This window comes from Saccharopolyspora sp. NPDC049357, assembly GCF_040677225.1.
In the GTDB taxonomy this organism is placed as follows: Bacteria; Actinomycetota; Actinomycetes; order Mycobacteriales; family Pseudonocardiaceae; genus Saccharopolyspora.
On record NZ_JBFAQJ010000017.1, the window covers coordinates 80,510 to 98,356 of the forward strand.

Here is a 17,847-nt window from a genome sequence, read left to right on the forward strand (position 1 = left end):
CCGCGGTGTTACGATGTGGCACGTTTTCGATTATAAGGCGAAAACCTCGGGGCCGTTGATCCGGGGTGAGTTGCGGGGTCTCCGGTTCGTCTCGGAGCCCCCGGCGAGGAGGACGACATGGCGACTGCGACGTGGCAGCGGACCGATGCCGGCTACACCGGTGTCGAAGCCGATGCCGCCTGGGCCGAGGAGGTCCGGCGGTTGGCCGAGGAGCGCGACGCCGTGCTGCTGGCGCACAACTACCAGCTGCCCGAGATCCAGGACGTCGCCCACCACACCGGTGACTCGCTGGCGTTGAGCCGCATCGCGGCCAACAGCGACGCGAGCACGATCGTCTTCTGCGGCGTGCACTTCATGGCCGAGACGGCCAAGATCCTCGGCCCGGAGAAGACGGTGCTGATCCCCGACGAGCGGGCGGGATGCTCGCTGGCCGACTCGATCACCGCCGAGCAGCTGCGCGCGTGGAAGGACGAGCACCCGGGCGCGGTCGTCGTCTCCTACGTCAACACCACCGCGGAGGTGAAGGCCGAGACCGACATCTGCTGCACCTCCTCCAACGCGGTCGACGTGGTGCGCTCGATCCCGGAGGACCGCGAGGTGCTGTTCTGCCCGGACCAGTTCCTGGGCGCGCACGTCAAGCGCGAGACCGGCCGGGAGAACCTGCACATCTGGGCCGGTGAGTGCCACGTGCACGCCGGGATCAACGGGCCGGAGCTGGCCGAGCGCGCCGCCGCGTCGCCGGAGGCGGACCTGTTCATCCACCCCGAGTGCGGCTGCGCGACCTCCGCGCTCTACCTCGCGGGCGAGGGCACCGTGGAGCCGGAACGGGTGAAGATCCTGTCCACCGGCGACATGCTCACCGCGGCGAGGGACACCGGCGCGCGCTCGGTGCTGGTGGCCACCGAGGTCGGCATGCTGCACCAGCTGCGGAAGGCCGCTCCGGAGATCGACTTCCGCGCGGTCAACGACCGGGCCTCCTGCCGCTACATGAAGATGATCACCCCCGCGGCCCTGCTGCGCTGCCTGCGCGAAGGCGCCGACGAGGTGCACGTGCCCACCGACGTCGCCGACCGCGCTCGGGCCTCGGTGGAGCGGATGATCGCCATCGGCAAGCCCGGCGGTGGCGAGTGACCTGGGAGGCCGGTGCCGACCTGCTGGTCGTCGGCACCGGTGTGGCCGGGCTGACCGCCGCGCTGCGCGCCCGCGAAGCCGGTCTGCGCGTGCTGGTGCTGAGCAAGGACTCCGTCGCGGCGGGCAACACCGGCTGGGCGCAGGGCGGCATCGCCGTGGTGCGGCCGGGCGAGCTCGACCCGGGCGACAGCCTGCACAAGCACGTCGAGGACACGCTGACCGCGGGGGTCGGTCTGTGCTCGCCGCAGGCGGTGCGCGACATCCTCGCCGACGGTGCGCAGGCCATCGGCCGGTTGCGCGCGGCGGGCGCGGAGTTCGACGCAGTCGACGGCGCGCTGGCCCGCGCCCGCGAGGGCGGGCACCAGGCTTTCCGCGTCATCCACGCAGGTGGGGACGCCACCGGCGCCGAGGTGCAGCGGGCGCTGGTGTCGGCCGTGCGCGGTGGCGGGATCCCGGTGCTGGAGCAGCACTGCGTGGTCGAGCTGCTGCGCGGCGAGGGCGGTGCGATCGCCGGGGCGCTGGCGATGGACTCCGAGAGCCGACCCGGTGTGCTGCACGCGCCCGCGGTGCTGCTCGCCACCGGCGGTCTCGGCCAGCTCTACGCCGCGACGACGAACCCCGACGTGTCCACTGCGGACGGTGTCGCGCTGGCGCTGCGCGCCGGAGCGGGAGTGGCGGACCTGGAGTTCGTGCAGTTCCACCCGACCGTGCTCTACGCCGAGGGCGAAGCGCGCGGACGTCGGCCGCTGGTCACCGAGGCGGTGCGCGGCGAAGGCGCGGTGCTGCTGGACGTGCGCGGCGACCGGGTGATGGACGGGGTGCATCCGCTGGGCGACCTGGCGCCGCGCGACGTGGTGTCGGCGGCGATCACCCGCCGCGCCGCGGAGACCGGTGCCCAGCACGTCTTCCTGGACGCCACCGGGATCCCCGGTTTCGCCGAGCGCTTCCCGACCGTGCACGCCTCGTGCCGGGAGGCGGGGATCGATCCGGAGGCCGAGCCGATCCCGGTGGCCAGCGCGGCGCACTACTCGTGCGGCGGGGTGGTGTCCGATGTGGATGGTCGCACCGCGGTGACCGGTCTGTACGTGGCGGGAGAGGTGGCCTGCACGGGCCTGCACGGCGCGAACCGGCTGGCCTCCAACAGCCTGCTGGAAGGGCTGGTCGTGGGCGGGCGAGCGGCCTCAGCCGTGGCCAAGGACCTCGGGTGCGGCCTGCTGTCGCGCACGCCGGTGGGCGAGGTCGAGCCGCCCGCGTTCGCGGTCGTCGAGCGAGACCTGCTGCAGCGCACCATGAGCAGGCACGCCGGCATCGGCCGCAGCGAGGACGGGATGACCGAGGCGTGCTCGGTGCTGGACCGCGCCTCCGTCGTCCGTCCGCTGCGGACGCGTCAGGCGGTGGAGGACGCGTCGCTGACGCTGACCGCGCAGGCCCTGCTGGCGGCGGCCAGGCTCCGCGTGGAATCGCGCGGCTGCCACCGGCGCACCGACTTCCCGGACACCGACGACCTGCGCTGGCGGCGCAGCACGGTGCTCCGGCTGGACGCCTCGGGGTGGTTGATCCACGCCGAGACCGGAATTGCGAGGACTGCGGCATGACTTTCGACTTCGACGGCGCTCGCGAGATCGTCCGCACGGCGCTGGCCGAGGACCTGCGCTACGGGCCGGACGCCACCACCGAGGCCACGGTCGCGGAGGACGCGGTCGCCGAGGCGGGCTTCAACACCCGCAAAGCCGGTGTGCTGGCGGGACTTCCGGTGACGCGCCTGGTGCTCGACGAGGTGCTGGGCGCCGACGCCTACCAGGTGCTCGACGAACGCGCCGACGGCGATCGGCTCGCTCCCGGCGACTGCGCGCTGCGGGTGAAGGCGCCGGTCCGGGGTCTGCTCACCGCCGAGCGCACGGCGCTCAACCTGCTGACCCACCTCTCCGGCATCGCCACCGCGACCTCGGCGTGGGTGGACGCGGTGGCCGGCACGGGATGCCGGATCCGGGACAGCCGAAAGACCCTCCCGGGCCTGCGCGACCTGCAGAAGTACGCGGTCCGCTGTGGTGGCGGGGTCAACCACCGCATGGGTTTGGGCGACGCGATCCTGATCAAGGACAACCACGTGGTCGCCGCGGGTTCCCCGGCGGCCGCCGTCCGAGCCTGCCGCGCCCACGCCCCGGAGCTCCCGATGGAGGTCGAGGTCGGCGACCTCGCCGAGCTCGAAGAGGTGCTGGCGGAGAACGTCTCCCTGGTCCTGCTGGACAACTTCACCCCGGACCAGTGCGCCGAAGCGGTGACCCGCACCCGGGCGCTGTCGCCTGGCACGGAGCTGGAAGCCTCCGGCGGCCTGACCCTCGACGTGGCAGCGGCCTACGCCCGAACCGGCGTCCACTACCTCGCGGTGGGAGCCCTGACCCACTCCTCCCCGTCCCTGGACCTCGGCCTGGACATGTGACCCGGACCAGCATCACCCTCCCAGGTGCTCGAATTCACCCGGCTGCGCAACCCTTTTCGAATTTCGCGCGAAATTCGAGCCCGAAACTCGGCGTTCGAACTTCGCGCGAAATTCGAACGCCCCTGGTCAGGAGGCGTGTGGGGCGGTGGGGGTGTTCGTGTTGCGGCATGATCGGGTGGAACGGGAGGTGCGTGGTGGATTCGGCTTTGTTGGGCGGGGCCTCGGCGGCGCGGCGGCCCACCGGTCCGGTGCTCGGACTGCTGGTGGTGGTCGTGTGCCTGCTGGTGGGGCCCGCGGTGGTGACGCTGGCGCTGTTGCCGGTCTTCGGGATTTCCGCGCTGGCCCTGGTGGGCGGGCCCATGGGGATCGGGACTCAGCTGGTGCTGCTGCTGAGCTTCCTCGGAGCCAGCGGCTTGCTCGCGCTCTGGGTGCTGGTCAAGGAGCGGCGTCCGCTGGCGAGCCTCGGGTTCTTCCCGGCTTCTCGGATCGGCACGCACCTGGCGTTCGGTGCCGGTGCGGCGGTCGTGCTGCTGGCGGTGCCGGTGGCGGTGAACCTGGTCAGCGGGCAGTACCTGGTCGGGCCCGTGCGGTTCGCGCAGGTCGGGGCGGTGCTGCTGGCGCTGGTGGGGTTCGCCGTGCAGGCGTGCACCGAGGAGGTCGTCAGCCGCGGGTACCTGCTGCAGACCGCCTACCGGAAGTGGGGGCTCACGGCGGCGGTCATCTTCCAGGCGTTGGTCTTCGCGCTCCTGCACGGAGCCAACTTCGAGGTCGGTGTGCTGCCGCTGGTCAACGTCCTGCTGGTCGGTCTGATGCTGGGGCTGTGGGCGGTGGCCGAGGGTTCGCTGTGGGGCGTGTGCGCCTTCCACGTCGTGTGGAACTGGTGCCAGGGCAACGTGGCCGGGATCCAGGTGTCCGGGATGGACATCCAGGCCACGCTGATGAGCCTCGACCCCGAGCCGGGAACCGCTGAACTGCTCACCGGCGGCGGCTTCGGCGTCGAGGGCAGCATCATCACGACGGTCGTCCTGTCTCTCGCGACGGCGCTGGCGTTCCGAGCGGTTCAGAACCGCCGGTTGGTGAGCACCGGAACGGCCTGACGGGCTCCTTCGACCGCGTCCGGGTCGACGTCGACGACCTCGACGCCGGGTTCGGCGCCGAGCTGCGCGTGGACCAGGCCGAGGGGAGTGGCGACGAGGCTGTGGCCGATGCCGGTGGGGGCCTTGCCGGAGGGTTCGCGGCCGATGCTGCGCGGGTCCGCCTGGCCGCAGGCCACGATCCAGGAGGTCGAGTCGAGCGCGCGGGCGCGCACCAGCAGCTCCCACTGCTCGCGCTTGCCCTCGCCGGAACCCCACGAGGCGGGGGTGACGATCACCGACGCGCCCTCGTCGGCGAGCTTCTGGAACAGCCCGGGGAACCGGACGTCGTAGCAGGTGGTGAAGCCGATGCCGACGCCGTCGAGGGTGATCACGACCGTTTCCGCGCCGGGGGCGACGGTGTTCGACTCGGCGAAGCCGAACGCGTCGAACAGGTGGATCTTGTCGTAGGAGGCGTCCACGCCGCGACCGGCGATCAGCAGCGTGTTGGTGACCCGCCCGTCGTCGGCGGGGGTGAACATGCCCGCGACCACGGCGATGCCGGCTTCCCGCGCGAGGCGGCGGACCTCGGTGGCCCACGGGCCGTCCAGCGGCTCGGCCAGCGGTGCCAGCTTCACGCCGAAGCAGGCCATCGTCGCCTCGGGGAACACCGCGAGGTCGGCGCCTTCCTCGGCGGCCCGGCGGATCCCGTCGGCGACCAGTTCCAGGTTGGCCTTCGGGTCGGGGCCCGACACGATCTGGCACAACGCGATTCGCATAGCCACAACCATCCTTCGACGAGTCTGCTTCGAAGTGGCGGAGCCACTTTCTCCTTCGGTGAGTGCTCTCGCGGCCGGCGCTACCGGGGTTCTGCGCGGCTTCGTGGCGAGTGCGCCGTGACGCCGCGTTCTCACGTGCTGAGGCGCGGCGCACGCTCAGGTTCCCCGCCCGCACCGCGTTGCACAACGAGTGGTGCGGCGTGAACCGATACGATGCTTGTATACCGATGATATGCAAGCAAGGGGTCAAAGTGCCGTCCGGACGTGAACTCGCTTACGCCCACCTCAAGGACACCGTCCTGAGCGACCCCAGCATGCAGGGGCAGTTCGTCAACGAACAGGCCCTGGCCGACGAGATCGGCGTGTCGCGCACGCCCATCCGCGAGGCCCTGCTGCTGCTCGCCGCCGAGGAACTGGTCCAGCTGGTGCCCAAGCGCGGCGCCTACATCGCCCCGATCGGCGGCCGGGAGATCGGGGAGCTGTTCGAGATCCGCACGATGATCGAGTGCTACGCCGCCCGCCGCGCCGTCGAGCTCGGCGCGGTGCCGCTGGACGAGATGCGCGAGCAGCTCGACCAGCAGCGCGAGCTCGGCGAGGACCAGGCCCGCGAGTTCATCGACCACGACCACCGGTTCCACTCCGCGCTGGTGGCCGCCGTCGGCAACGAGATGCTGTCCAAGACCTACGACGGTCTGCGCGCCCGGCAGATCCGCGCCGGTGTCGAGGCGCTGTTCCGGTCCGACGGGCGGCGCAAATCCGTGCTGGCCGAGCACGAGGCGATCTGCTCGGCGCTCGCCGCGGGCGACCCGGAGGCCGCGACCGCGGCGATCACCGAACACCTCAGCGCGACCCGGCGGGTGTTGCAGTCCGGCTGAGCCACAGGCCGATCAGCGTCACCACGCAGGTCGCCGCCAGGTAGCAGGCGGGGGCGACCCAGGTGTCGAAGTAGGCGTACAGCGAGGTGAACAGCAGCGGGGCCAGAGCTCCGCCGATGATCCCGGCGAGCGTGTAGGCCAGCGAGGCGCCGGTGGCGCGCAGCGCCGGGCTGAACTGCTCGGCGATGAACGCGGCCTGCGGCCCGTACATCAGGGCGTGCCAGATCAGCCCGACGATCACGCCGAAGATCAGCAGCCCCGCGGATCCGCCCCCGACCAGCGGGAAGAACACGAACGGCCACACCAGACCGCCGACGGCACCGACCGCGTAGACGCGGCGGCGGCCGAAGCGGTCCGACAGCGCCCCGGCCAGCGGCATCAGGAACAGCTGCAGCGAGGAGCCGAGCATGACGCCGGTGACCGCCCAGCTCTTGGGCATGTCCAGCTGCTGGGTGGCGTAGGTGAGCACGAAGACGGTGAACAGCGCGTAGAGCACGTCCGGGCCGACGCGGGAGAGGATTCCGGCGATCAGCGCGCGCGGTTCCCGGGTGAGGACCTCGCGCACCGGGGCGCCTGCCTGCTCGCCCTTCTGCTGGATCTCCTGGAAGACCGGGGTCTCCTCCAGCTTCACGCGGATCCACAGCCCGAAGATCACCAGCACGGCCGACAGCAGGAACGCGATCCGCCAGCCCCAGGACATGAACTGCTCGGAGGTCAGTCCGGCGGCCAGTCCCGCGAGAACGCCGTTGGCCAGCAGGTTTCCGGCCGGCGGCCCGATCTGGGCGGCGGAGGCCCAGAAACCGCGGTGCTTCTCGCTGCCGTACTCGCTGGACAGCAGGACCGCGCCGCCCCACTCGCCGCCGATGCCCACGCCCTGGGCGAATCGCAGCACCACCAGCAGCACCGCACCGAGCGCGCCGACCTGGTCGTGGGTGGGCAGCAGTCCGATGAAGACGGTGGAGATGCCGGTGATCAGCAGCGTGATCACCAGGACCTGCTTGCGGCCGAGCACGTCGCCGAGGCGGCCGAAGACGAATCCGCCCAGCGGGCGCGAGACGTAGCCGACGGCGTAGGTGGAGAACGCCAGCAGCGTTCCCGACAGCGGGTCGTGGCTGGGGAAGAACAGCTGGCCGAACACCAGCGCCGAGGCGACCGAGTAGGCGGCGAAGTCGTACCACTCCAGTGAGGTGCCGCTCAGGCTCGCCACGAATGCCTTGATCAGGTCCTTGCGCGCCGGTCTTGCGGCGGTCGCGGTCGCGTTCGTCATGGACTCCCTCGATTTCCAGGTGGACCGGCAAAGTGTGATACGAACTGTATACAAGAGGTATGCCAAACGGGAGGGTGTTGTGTTTCCACTTCATTTCGATGTCGGTGGCCGGACGGTCGAGGTCTCGGTGACCACGCTGCTCAACGCCGGATACGCCGGTCGCAGCCAGGAGGACGTCGCCGCCCACGTGGCGGAACTGGCCGAGCTCGGCGTCCCCGCTCCGACCCGCACGCCCTGCCTCTACCCGGTCGCGCCCTACCTGGCCATGCAGACCGACGTGGTCCCGGTGCAGCACGGCCGGACGTCCGGTGAGGCCGAGTGGGCGTTGGTGATCACCGAGGACGACGTGCTGCTCACCGCGGCCTGCGACCACACCGACCGCGAGCTGGAGGTCCACGGTGTGGCCTGGAGCAAGCAGGCCGGGCCGGACGTCCTCGGTCGCAAGGCGTGGCGGCTGGCCGAGATCGAGGACCACCTCGACGAGATCACGCTCACGGCCTGGGCCGGCGGCGAGAAGATCCAGGACGGCACCCTCGCCGACCTGCTCACCCCGCACTACTGGCTCGAAGAGCTCCGCACCCGAGGGCTGGCCCGACCCGGCACGATCCTGATCTCGGGCACCATCCCGATGACCCCCGAGGTCGACCAGTTCGCCACCACCTGGCGCGTCGACCTCACCGATCCCCGCACCCACGACACGATCACCTGCACCTACGCGGTCGACGTCATGCCGGAACCCGTCGCCTGACGATCACCGGGACCGGTCACCTCCGGAGCGTCCCCGGCTTCGGGGGACGGATTACCCCGGTATTCCGTCCCCCGATTGCGGGAGTTTTCCGGGTTCCGAATACCGCCGTGTTCCGGGACCCACCTGCGGTCGGGCGTGCAGGTGGAGGTGGCGAGGAAGATCTCAGGTTATTGAGAAGAAGTTGCAATAGCCCTTATGGTGCGTGAGTGCTGAAACGTCGGAGTTTGGTCGTCGGGTTATCGGTCGTGGTGGGGGTCGTGGCCGCCGGGTGCGCGGCGCCTTCGCAGCCCGGGGATTCCGGCGCGATGTTGCTCGCCGACGGGTACGAGCCGGAGAGCTTGAACCCGCTGCTCGGGTACGGAGCCGAGGGGGCGGCGAAGTTCTACGACGGGCTGCTGGCCTTCGACGGGCGCGCGCAGCTGCGGCCCGCGCTGGCGGTGGAGCAGCCGCAGGCCAACGCCGACGCCACCAGCTGGACCGTGAAGCTCCGCGACGGCGTGAAGTTCCACGACGGAACACCGTTCGACGCCGAGGACGTCGCTGCCACCTACCGCGCGGCCGTCGACCCCGCCTACGCCTCCACGGTCTCCTCCGACTACGACATGCTCGCCGATGTCCAGGCCGTCGACCCGCACACCGTGCGCTTCGACCTGAAATTCCCCTACTCCGCTTGGCCTTCCAAGATGGTCCTGGGCATCGTCCCGAACGAGGCGCTGAAAACCCCGTCCTCGCAGGAGAACTCGCCGCTCAACACCCGGCCCGTCGGCACAGGCCCGTACCGGCTCGTCGAATGGCGTCAAGGCGACCAGATGACCTGGTCCGCCAACCCCGACTACTGGGGCGGCGCACCGACCGTGCACGACATCACCGTCGTGTTCGCCAAGGACGACAACACCCGCGCGCAGCGATTAGCGGCGGGAGAGTTCGACGGCACCGTGCTGCCCCCGGTGCTCGCCGAAGGAGCCGCGCGCGACGGGTTCCGCGTCGTGCACCACGAGACCGCCGACTACCGCAGCATCGCGCTGCCCAACACCCACCCCGTCGCCGGTGATCGCGCCGTGCGCACCGCGCTGAACCTCGCCGTGGACCGCGAAGGCATGATCAAGGCGCTGCTCGGCGGGCGCGGAAAACCCGCCTACGCCCCGATCCCGCCGTCGATGGGCGCTCACCACGAGCCCGCGGCGACCTTCGCCCACGACCCGCGGCGGGCGGGCCGGATCCTCGACGACGCGGGCTGGCGAGTCGGCGCCGACGGCATCCGCGAGCGCAACGGGACCCGCGCCAAGTTCACCGTGATGTACTTCGCCGACGACAGCCTCCGCCGGGACCTGGCAACGGGTTTCGCCTCCGACGCCCGCAAGGTCGGCATCGAGGTCGAGCTCGCCGGGGTGGACCGCTCCGCGGTCGCCGGGAGGCTGGCCACCGACGGCATCGTGCTCGGCAACGGCAACCCGATGGACCCCGACCCGCAGGTCTACTCCAGCCTGAGCTCCTCGGCGATCGGCACCGGCACCTACAACAACCCGGGCCAGTACCGCAACGCCGAGGTGGACGCCGCCCTCGACTCGGCACGCCGCGAGCTGGACCCGGTCAAGCGCGCCGAGCTCTACCGGCAGGCCCAGCGCGCCTACGTCGCCGACCCCGGCCTGGTCTACCTGGCGTTCATCGACCACAGCTACGTGCTGCGCGACGGCGGTTTCAGCGGTTACCAGCCGCCCGTCGAACCGCACACCCACGGCATCACCTGGGGCCCGTGGTGGAACGTCGAGACCTGGAAGCCCAGCGCGTGACGCGAGCGATCTCGCGCCTGGTGCTGCGGCGGCTGGCGTTCGCCGTCCCGGTGCTGGCGATCGTCGCGCTCGGCGTGTTCCTGCTGGCCTCGGCCTCGCCGTTCGACCCGATCGACCAGTACTTCGGGGTGCGGCTGTTCACCGCCTCGGCCGCCGACGTGGCCCGGGTGCGCGCCGAGCTCGGCCTCGACCGGCCCGTGCTGGAGCAGTTCTGGCAGTGGTTCAGCGGTGTGCTCACCGGCGACCTCGGGATCTCCCGGTCGCTGCGCCAGCCCGTCGCGCAGGTCGTCGCCGAACGGCTGCCCTGGACCGCGCTGCTCGCGGCCACCGGCCTCGCCCTGGCCGTCCTGTTCGCGCTGATCGGCGGAACCATCGCCGCGTGGCGGCAGGGCGGCGCCGTGGACCGGCTGATCACGGCGGTCGGGCACGCGCTGGAGGGCGTCCCGCCGTTCGTGCTGGCGCTGCTGTCCATCGCGGTGTTCTCGCTCGGCCTGGGCTGGCTGCCCGTGGCGGGACTGACCGACGCCGGGCAGGACGTCTCCTTCGGGCAGGTCGCCGAACACCTCGCGCTGCCCGCGCTCGTGCTCGGCGTGTCCCAGACCCCGTGGCTGGTGCTGCACGTCCGGCAGTCGATGCTGGGCTCGCTGGCCGAGGACCACGTCACCGGCGCCCGCGCGCGCGGCCTGGCCGAGCGGGTCGTGGTGCTGCGCCACGCCCTGCCCACCGCGCTGCTGCCGTTCGTGACGCTCATCGGCGCCCGCATCCCGGAGCTGGTCACCGGAACGGTGCTGGTCGAGGAGGTCTTCTCCTGGCCGGGGCTGGCGGGTGCGGTGGTCACCGCCGCGACCGCCGTGGACTACCCGCTGCTGGCGATGGTGACCCTGGTGGCCACGGCGGCGGTGCTGCTGGGCTCGCTGCTGGCCGACGTCGCCGCGATCCTGCTCGACCCGAGGGTGGCCGCGGATGGCTGAGCTGACCTGGAAACCGGCCGGCCGCGCGGGGATTTCCCGTGCGCGCCCGCGCACCCGCCTGCGCGCGTCCCTGGCGGTCCTGGTGCTGCTGGTGCTCGGCGCGGTGTTCGTGCCGATGCTGCTGGGCGGTCAGGCCGTGAGCTATGACGAGATCCGCCTCGCACCCGGTCTCGCGCACCCCTTCGGCACCGACTCCAACGGCCGCGACCTGTTCGTGCAGTCGATGGCAGGACTGCGGGTGTCGTTGCTGGTCGCCGCGTTCAGCGCGCTGGTGTCCACAGTGCTCGGTTCGCTGGTGGGGGTCGTGGCCGGAGGGCTCGGCGGCTGGGCCGATCGGTTGCTGATGCGGCTGGTCGACACCGTCAACTCGGTGCCGCACCTGCTGCTCGGCGTGGTCATCGTCGCGCTGTACAGGGGAAGCCTCGTCGCGGTGATCTGCTCGATCGCGCTGACGCACTGGACGACGGTCGCGCGCGTCGTGCGCTCCGAGGTCTTGTCGCTGCGGCAGCGCCCCCACGTCGATGCCGCCATCGCCGGTGGTTCATCGCGGACGCGCGTGCTGCGCAGGCACCTGCTGCCGGCGATCGTGCCGCAGGCCGCGCTGTCGGCGGTGCTGCTGGTGCCGCACGCCGTGTGGCACGAGACCGCGCTGAGCTTCCTCGGGCTGGGGCTGCCGCCGCACCTGGCCAGCATCGGCAACATCCTCGGCGACGGCCGCGACGCCGTGCTGCTCGGCGCCTGGTGGATCGTGCTGTTCCCGTCGTGCCTGCTGGTGGCCACCACGCTGGCGGTGTCCGGGCTGGCCGCGACCTGGCGGGACCGGATCGTGCCTCGACGACGATCGGAGCTGTCGCTGTGACCGACATCAAGGCGCCAGAGGAGATCGATCTGCTGACGCTGCAACGCCTTTCGGTCCGCTTCCGGTTGCCGCGCGGAGTGCTGGTGCGCGCCGTCAGCGACGCCGCGCTGCGGCTGCGCCCCGGACGCGTGCTGGCGCTGGTCGGTGAATCCGGTTGCGGCAAGTCCGTTCTGGCCTCCGCGCTGCTGGGTCTGCTGCCCGGCAACGCCGAAACCCGCGGCCACGCGCTGCTCGACGACGGGACCGACCTGCTCTCGGCTCCGGAATCGGTGCTGGCAGGGCGGATTCGCGGCCGTCGCATCGGCCTCGTCCCGCAGTCGGCGAGCACCCACCTGACCCCGGTGCGCAGGGCTCGCGCGCAGCTCGTCGAGACCATCGACGCCCTGCGCGGCCCCAGCGGTGCCGATGAACTCGCTCGCCGCGTCGGGCTCGACCCGGCCGATCTCGACCGCTACCCGCACGAGCTGTCCGGTGGCATGGCGCAACGCGTCGCGCTCGCGCTGGCGCTGGCCGGGGACCCGCGGATCGTCCTCGCCGACGAACCGACAACCGGCCTGGACCGGCCGCTGGTGCACCGCACCGTCGACCTGCTCGCCGAGGCCGCCACCGACGGTCGCGCGGTCCTGCTGATCACCCACGACCTCGCCGCCGCCCGCCGGGTGGCCACCGACGTGGCCGTGATGTACGCCAGCCGCATCGTCGAGGCCGGACCTGCCGACGAGGTGCTCAACGATCCCTGGCACCCCTACACCGCCGGTCTGCTGGCCGCACTGCCCGAGGGCGGGTTCGAACCGATCCCCGGCCACCCGCCGTCGCTGACCGAACTCGACCGCATCGAAGGGGAGTGGGGCTGCGTGTACTGCCAACGCCGTCCGGAACAGTCCGGTTTCGCGCCCTGCACGGGAGATCCGGAACTCCTCGCCCGGGGCGAGCGGTGGATCGCCGCTCACGCGCCGTGCTGAGCGCCACCGACGTCGTCGTCGGCTACCGGCGTGGCGAACCGGTCCTCGACGGCGCGAGCATCGACGTCGCCGCAGGTGAAGTGCTGGGTCTCGCCGGTCCCAGCGGTTCGGGCAAGTCAACGCTGGGACGTGTTCTGGCGCTGCTGCACCGGCCTTGGTCCGGACGGGTGTCCCTCGATGGCGGCGACATCAACGGTTTTCGGCACCGCACACCCCCGGAAACGCGAAAGGCGATCGGAATCGTCTTCCAGCACCCGCGACCCGCCGTCGACCCGCGCTTCACGCTCCGCGACATCATCGCCGAACCCCTGCTCGCCCGCGGCGAAGCGGGCGACATCAGCGAACTGGCCGACGAAGTCGGGCTCACGGCAGAACTGCTCACCCGCCGGCCGCACGAGGTCAGCGACGGCCAGCTGCAACGCGCCTGCCTGGCACGCGCGCTCGCCCCGCAGCCCCGCTACCTGGTGTGCGACGAGATGACGGCCATGCTCGACGCCTCCACCACCGCCGCGCTCGTGCGCGTCGTCGACCGGCGAACCCGGGAGAACGACACCGGAGTCCTGGCCATCAGCCACGACGAGGCCCTGCTGGCCCGCTGGGCGCACCGTGTGGTTCACGTATCCGAGTTGATATGACATTGTGGCGCAATGCGGTACTCGGGGAGCCGCTTCGAAGACGTACGAACGACTCTCAGGAGCTGAAGTGAGCGAGCAAGAAGGCACCACGTTCGTCCAGTGGCGAGAGCGCGCGCAGAGCGAGGTCGCCGACGACCGCCCCCAGATGCGCATGCTGATGATCGTCGCAGCGGCCGTAGTGGTCGCGGGCATCGTCATCGGCTCGATCGTGCTGATGCTCTCGTAATTCTTCTCAACTACTCAGTGGTATTGCTGCGTAGCGGTGCGGGTAGCGGAACCTGAGCGGCTCTCTGGCTCCGGGATCCGAGACTTGTGCATGTCCAATTACACGGCGCTACGGCTGTCCTCACCAGAGAGCCGCTCAGAACCCGCGGCGGTGCCGGTTGCTTTGTGGGGGTAGTGAGAAAGCACCTTCGGTACTTGCCTGACGTCTGAGCGTGTCCTGCCTGACGGTGGCTGACTTCTCAGTCCACGCGGCGCCAGTACTGCTTGCGGTGGCCGTCCCTGAGGACGATTCCTCGTTGTGCCAGTTGGGTTCGCAGCAGCGCGGCCTCCTTGTGGTCGCGCCTGCGCAACGCTCGGTCGCGCTCGGTCATCAGCGCGTTGACCCGCAGCGAGAGCTCACCGGTGTCCTCGGTCCAGAGCACGTACCGGCCCGCGTAGGGATCGGAATCGCGCCAGGCGTAGCCGTGCTCGCGGAACGCGTCGCGCAGCGCCAGGCGGTCCAGCCCCGACTTGCGGCGGGCCAGCTCGGCGCCGGTGTCGTCCAGCAGCACCAGGTGCCCGCGCTCGGTGAACACCGCGTCCACCTCGTCACCGGCGATCTCGTGCGCGTTGCGGCCGGTCGCCAGCACCACCTGCTCAGGCCCGACCGTCACCGTCAGCCGCTCCTGCGCGAACAACCCCGCGAACCCCAGGCCGATGATCAGGCCCAGCGCGATCGCCACCAGCATCCCCCACGGATCCGCCCCGGACGCGGCCAGCTCGAACACGCCCTGGAACGGGGCCCACTGCAGGCCCGCCACCCACGCGGCGACGATCCGCAGCAGGAACCCCGCCACCGCACCGAGCAGCGGGCAGTAGATCCACGAACCCCGGCGCACCAGCGCGGGCGGATGAATCGTCGTCGCGGTGCTCATGGCCTCATTATCGCGAGAGGAAGGGCCCGGGGTGCGCACACCCCGGGCCCTTCCGATCCCCCTCCTGGACTGGTCAGGCACCCGCCTCGCGCAGCAGGATGTCCACCGCCGCGTCGTTGCGGGCCGTCTCCCGCTCGATCACGTCGCCCGGCGGGTAGAAGCCGTCGAGACCACCGCTGCTCGACGGGTACATCTCGAAGGTGAACGCCAGGATCTTGTGCTGGCCCCACATCCAGTCGAGGCTGTCGCCGTCGGTGACGTACAGGTCGCTGGACTGCTGCGGCGTGTAGCCGTTGGTCTGCGCCATCTCGGTGCCGACCTTCGCGAACCGGTCGTACTCCTGCTGGGTCATGCCCTCGGTGACGTTGTCCGGGGTGTGACCGAACGGCCACAGGACCAGCTCGGAATAGGTGTGGAAGTCCACCGCGGCCTTGATCTGCTGGGTGCCGCCCACCACGCGCGAGTCGATGAAGTCGCGCATCGCCGCCGCCTCCGGCGAGGACCACGCTGCGGTGCCCCGGTAGGTCTCGTCGGCCGGGTCATCGCTGGAACCACCGCAGCAGCCCCACTTGTGGCCCCAGTTGCGGTTGGTGTCGGTGCCCTGGTCCTGGCGGTTCTTGCGCCAGCCCTGGTACTCGCCCGACTCCACGTCGAAGGACGAGCCGTCCGGGTTGACCGACGGGATGATCCAGATCTCGCGGTTGTCGACCGAGTCCTTCACGGCCGGGTCCGCGTAGTTGTCGGTGAACCGCTGGGCGACGTGCAGGCACATCTCCGTGGTCAGGTGCTCACGGGCGTGCTGGTTGCAGTCGAAGAGGACCTCCGGCTCGTCCTCGTCGGTCGCCACGTTGTCGCTGACCTTGAGCACCGGGATGTCGCGGCCCTCGAACGACTTGCCCGCGCTGACCTTCGCCGCGATGTCCGGGTGGTCGGCGACGGTCTTGTCGAGCTCGGCGACCATCTCGTCGTAGTTGTGGTACGCCTCGTCGCCGGGCGGGAAGTCGCCCGGAGCCTTCGGCTGCGCGCCGTTGCGGCGCTGCAGCGCGTCGGCGGTCTTCGTCTGCTCGGTGAGCTGGAAGCCGCGAGCGCGCAGCTGCTCGGCCTCCGCTGCCGTCGCCTCCACGCTGGCGACCCGGTCCTTGGTGACGCCGAGGACCTCCGCGCCGCTGCGGTTGATCTCCGTGCGGGATGCGCTGTCGGTGTTGGGGACCGTGTAGATCGCACTGCCCTGCGCGGACGCACCGGTCGGTTCTGCGGCCAGGCCCGCCTGAACCGGTGCCAGCAGGACCAGACCGGTGGCCGCGGCCACCAGTGCTGCCTTGCGCCGTGAACTGAACATCGGATCTCCGATCGATCACTGGAGGTGACGTTGGCAGAGTCCAGGAGGTTGTGACCGTTAGCAACTGTCTGGCGAACTCTGGTCGGAGTTGAACATTTTCCCGGTTCGCATCGGTGGTCCGCGATTCGTCCGTGTGTCGTTCCGGGGGCTCTGCAACTACTCAGTGGTCTTCTTGCGTGGCGGTGCGGGTAGCGGAACCTGACACGCCTTCTGGCTCCGGGATCCGAGACTGATGTATGCCAATACACGGCGCTACGGCTGTCCTCCCCAGAAGACGTGTCAGAACCCGCGGCGGTGCCGGTTGCTCAGGTGGGGCACTGATGAAGCACCTTCGGCGCTTGCCTGACGTTGGTTGCTTGTTCTTCTGCTTCTGTGACCCTGGGCTGGGTTCTCGGACGGGTGGGGTGGGCTGCGATTACCCTGGTGGGTGTAGTCCCGAGGTGTTGGAAGGATGCTCATGCTCACCCGTACCGACCTGCGCGGTCGTGTTCCGTCCACCGCTACGCTGCGCGCCACGCTGCCGCGCGCCGAGATGGACGTCGAGCACGTGCTGCATCGGGTCCGTCCGGTGATCGAGGACATCCGCGACCGCGGTGTCGACGCCGTGCTCGACTACACCGACAAGTTCGACGGAATTCGCCCCGAACGGGTGAGGGTGCCCGCCGCGGAGCTCAGCCGCGCGCTCGACGAGCTCGACCCGGCCGTGCGCTCCGCGCTGGAGGAGTCCATCGCCCGAGCTCGCCGCGTCCACGCCGACCAGCGGCGCACCGACAGCACCACCCAGGTCGTGCCCGGCGGCACCGTCACCGAGCGCTGGGTGCCGGTCGAGCGCGTCGGCCTCTACGCGCCGGGCGGTCTCGCCGTCTACCCGTCGAGCGTGGTCATGAACGTAGTCCCGGCCCAGACCGCCGGTGTCGAATCGCTGGTGGTGTGCAGCCCGCCGCAGGCCGAGTTCGGTGGCCTGCCGCACCCGACGATCCTGGCCGCCGCGCAGCTGCTGGGCGTCGAGGAGGTGTGGGCGGTCGGCGGTGCGCAGGCCGTCGCGCTGCTGGCCTACGGCGGTCGCGACACCGACGACGGTGAGCTGCTGCCCGCCGACATGGTCACCGGCCCCGGCAACGTCTACGTCACCGCCGCCAAGCGCCACCTGCGCAGCCTCATCGGCATCGACTCGGAGGCCGGGCCCACCGAGATCGCGGTGCTGGCCGACGGCACCGCCGACGCGGTCCACGTCGCCGCCGACCTGATCAGCCAGGCCGAGCACGACACGCTGGCCGCCAGCGTGCTGGTCACGACCTCGCCCGAGCTGGCCGACGCCGTCGACGCCGAGCTGGAGCGCCAGGTCGGCCGGACCAAGCACGTCGAGCGCATCCGCACGGCCCTGACCGGGCAGCAGTCCGGCTGCATCCTGGTCTCGGACATCGACGACGGCGTGCGGGTGGTCAACGCCTACGCCGCCGAGCACCTGGAGATCCAGACCGCCGACGCCGACGCGGTCGCCGCGCGGGTGCGCAACGCGGGCGCGATCTTCGTCGGCCCGTACGCGCCGGTCTCGCTCGGCGACTACTGCGCCGGCTCGAACCACGTGCTGCCCACCGGTGGCTGCGCCCGGCACTCCTCGGGCCTGAGCGTGCAGAGCTTCCTGCGCGGCATCCACGTCATCTCCTACAGCGAGCAGGCGCTCCGCGACGTCGCGGACCAGGTCGTCGCCCTCGCCGACGCCGAGGACCTGCCCGCCCACGGCCAAGCCGTGACCGCCCGCTTCTAGAGACGATGCAGACCTCGGCCGCCGCGACGACGCAGGTAGGAGCCTCCGGCCGTGCCGGCCGCCGAGGTGGC

General features: G+C 70.9%; 17 protein-coding genes. 13 read left to right on the plus strand and 4 right to left on the minus strand.

Annotation, left to right across the window (positions count from 1 at the left end):
- The first annotated feature begins 117 nt into the window (after positions 1-117).
- The 4 genes from nadA to AB0J91_RS16695 all read left to right on the plus strand — a co-directional run bounded on the left by nadA (position 118) and on the right by AB0J91_RS16695 (position 4,668).
- Positions 118-1,131: a quinolinate synthase NadA gene (gene nadA / locus AB0J91_RS16680; RefSeq protein WP_363869298.1), complete on the plus strand. Its 1,014-nt coding sequence runs from the start codon at positions 118-120 to the stop codon at positions 1,129-1,131.
- Positions 1,128-2,726: an L-aspartate oxidase gene (locus tag AB0J91_RS16685; RefSeq protein ID WP_363869301.1), complete on the plus strand. Its 1,599-nt coding sequence runs from the start codon at positions 1,128-1,130 to the stop codon at positions 2,724-2,726. The genes nadA and AB0J91_RS16685 overlap by 4 nt, the downstream gene beginning before the upstream one ends.
- Positions 2,723-3,571, plus strand: coding sequence for a carboxylating nicotinate-nucleotide diphosphorylase (gene nadC / locus AB0J91_RS16690; protein ID WP_363869304.1), 849 nt, complete (start codon positions 2,723-2,725; stop codon positions 3,569-3,571). The genes AB0J91_RS16685 and nadC overlap by 4 nt, the downstream gene beginning before the upstream one ends.
- Positions 3,572-3,765: 194 nt before the next feature.
- Positions 3,766-4,668 (plus strand): type II CAAX endopeptidase family protein, encoded by a 903-nt coding sequence (locus tag AB0J91_RS16695; protein ID WP_363869307.1) that lies wholly within the window; start codon positions 3,766-3,768, stop codon positions 4,666-4,668.
- On the opposite strand, the gene AB0J91_RS16700 is transcribed toward AB0J91_RS16695, so the two are convergent.
- Positions 4,632-5,423 carry a carbon-nitrogen hydrolase family protein gene (locus AB0J91_RS16700; RefSeq protein WP_363869310.1) on the minus strand — a complete coding sequence of 264 codons (792 nt, stop codon included), beginning with the start codon at positions 5,421-5,423 and terminating at the stop codon, positions 4,632-4,634. The two genes, AB0J91_RS16695 and AB0J91_RS16700, sit on opposite strands and share 37 nt — an antisense overlap.
- 251 nt (positions 5,424-5,674) lie before the next feature.
- Here AB0J91_RS16700 and AB0J91_RS16705 point away from each other — a divergent pair, with 251 nt between their 5' ends.
- The gene (locus AB0J91_RS16705) at positions 5,675-6,298 is read left to right on the plus strand and encodes a GntR family transcriptional regulator (protein WP_363789187.1); all 624 of its coding nucleotides are present in this window, start codon (positions 5,675-5,677) and stop codon (positions 6,296-6,298) included.
- Here the strand turns inward: AB0J91_RS16705 and AB0J91_RS16710 are convergent.
- Positions 6,264-7,565, minus strand: coding sequence for an MFS transporter (locus AB0J91_RS16710; RefSeq protein ID WP_363869313.1), 1,302 nt, complete (start codon positions 7,563-7,565; stop codon positions 6,264-6,266). The genes AB0J91_RS16705 and AB0J91_RS16710 overlap by 35 nt on opposite strands.
- A gap of 79 nt (positions 7,566-7,644) precedes the next feature.
- Between AB0J91_RS16710 and AB0J91_RS16715 the strand changes: the two genes are divergently transcribed.
- From AB0J91_RS16715 to AB0J91_RS16745, 7 genes are all read left to right on the plus strand, one after another.
- Positions 7,645-8,313 carry a DUF2848 domain-containing protein gene (locus AB0J91_RS16715; RefSeq protein WP_363869316.1) on the plus strand — a complete coding sequence of 223 codons (669 nt, stop codon included), beginning with the start codon at positions 7,645-7,647 and terminating at the stop codon, positions 8,311-8,313.
- Positions 8,314-8,558: 245 nt separating this feature from the next.
- The gene (locus AB0J91_RS16720) at positions 8,559-10,103 is read left to right on the plus strand and encodes an ABC transporter substrate-binding protein (protein ID WP_363869319.1); all 1,545 of its coding nucleotides are present in this window, start codon (positions 8,559-8,561) and stop codon (positions 10,101-10,103) included.
- Positions 10,067-11,074, plus strand: coding sequence for an ABC transporter permease (locus AB0J91_RS16725; RefSeq protein WP_363869322.1), 1,008 nt, complete (start codon positions 10,067-10,069; stop codon positions 11,072-11,074). Before AB0J91_RS16720 ends, AB0J91_RS16725 begins: the two co-directional genes overlap by 37 nt.
- Positions 11,067-11,933: an ABC transporter permease gene (locus AB0J91_RS16730; RefSeq protein WP_363869325.1), complete on the plus strand. Its 867-nt coding sequence runs from the start codon at positions 11,067-11,069 to the stop codon at positions 11,931-11,933. The genes AB0J91_RS16725 and AB0J91_RS16730 overlap by 8 nt, the downstream gene beginning before the upstream one ends.
- Positions 11,930-12,895: an ABC transporter ATP-binding protein gene (locus AB0J91_RS16735; RefSeq protein WP_363869328.1), complete on the plus strand. Its 966-nt coding sequence runs from the start codon at positions 11,930-11,932 to the stop codon at positions 12,893-12,895. The genes AB0J91_RS16730 and AB0J91_RS16735 overlap by 4 nt, the downstream gene beginning before the upstream one ends.
- Complete coding sequence (locus AB0J91_RS16740; RefSeq protein WP_363869331.1) at positions 12,868-13,530, plus strand: ATP-binding cassette domain-containing protein; 663 nt, start codon at positions 12,868-12,870, stop codon at positions 13,528-13,530. The genes AB0J91_RS16735 and AB0J91_RS16740 overlap by 28 nt, the downstream gene beginning before the upstream one ends.
- A gap of 67 nt (positions 13,531-13,597) precedes the next feature.
- Entirely contained in the window at positions 13,598-13,756 is a 159-nt protein-coding gene (locus tag AB0J91_RS16745) for a hypothetical protein (RefSeq protein ID WP_165944629.1), read from the plus strand.
- Positions 13,757-13,994: 238 nt separating this feature from the next.
- On the opposite strand, the gene AB0J91_RS16750 is transcribed toward AB0J91_RS16745, so the two are convergent.
- Positions 13,995-14,669 (minus strand): hypothetical protein, encoded by a 675-nt coding sequence (locus AB0J91_RS16750; RefSeq protein WP_363869334.1) that lies wholly within the window; start codon positions 14,667-14,669, stop codon positions 13,995-13,997.
- Between the two features lie 73 nt (positions 14,670-14,742).
- On the minus strand, positions 14,743-16,008 hold the full coding sequence (locus AB0J91_RS16755; RefSeq protein WP_363869337.1) for a M14 family metallopeptidase: 1,266 nt from the start codon (positions 16,006-16,008) through the stop codon (positions 14,743-14,745).
- A 457-nt stretch (positions 16,009-16,465) separates the two neighbouring features.
- Here AB0J91_RS16755 and hisD point away from each other — a divergent pair, with 457 nt between their 5' ends.
- Positions 16,466-17,776, plus strand: a complete 1,311-nt coding sequence (gene hisD / locus AB0J91_RS16760; protein ID WP_363869340.1) for a histidinol dehydrogenase — start codon at positions 16,466-16,468, stop codon at positions 17,774-17,776.
- Positions 17,777-17,847 lie beyond the last annotated feature (71 nt).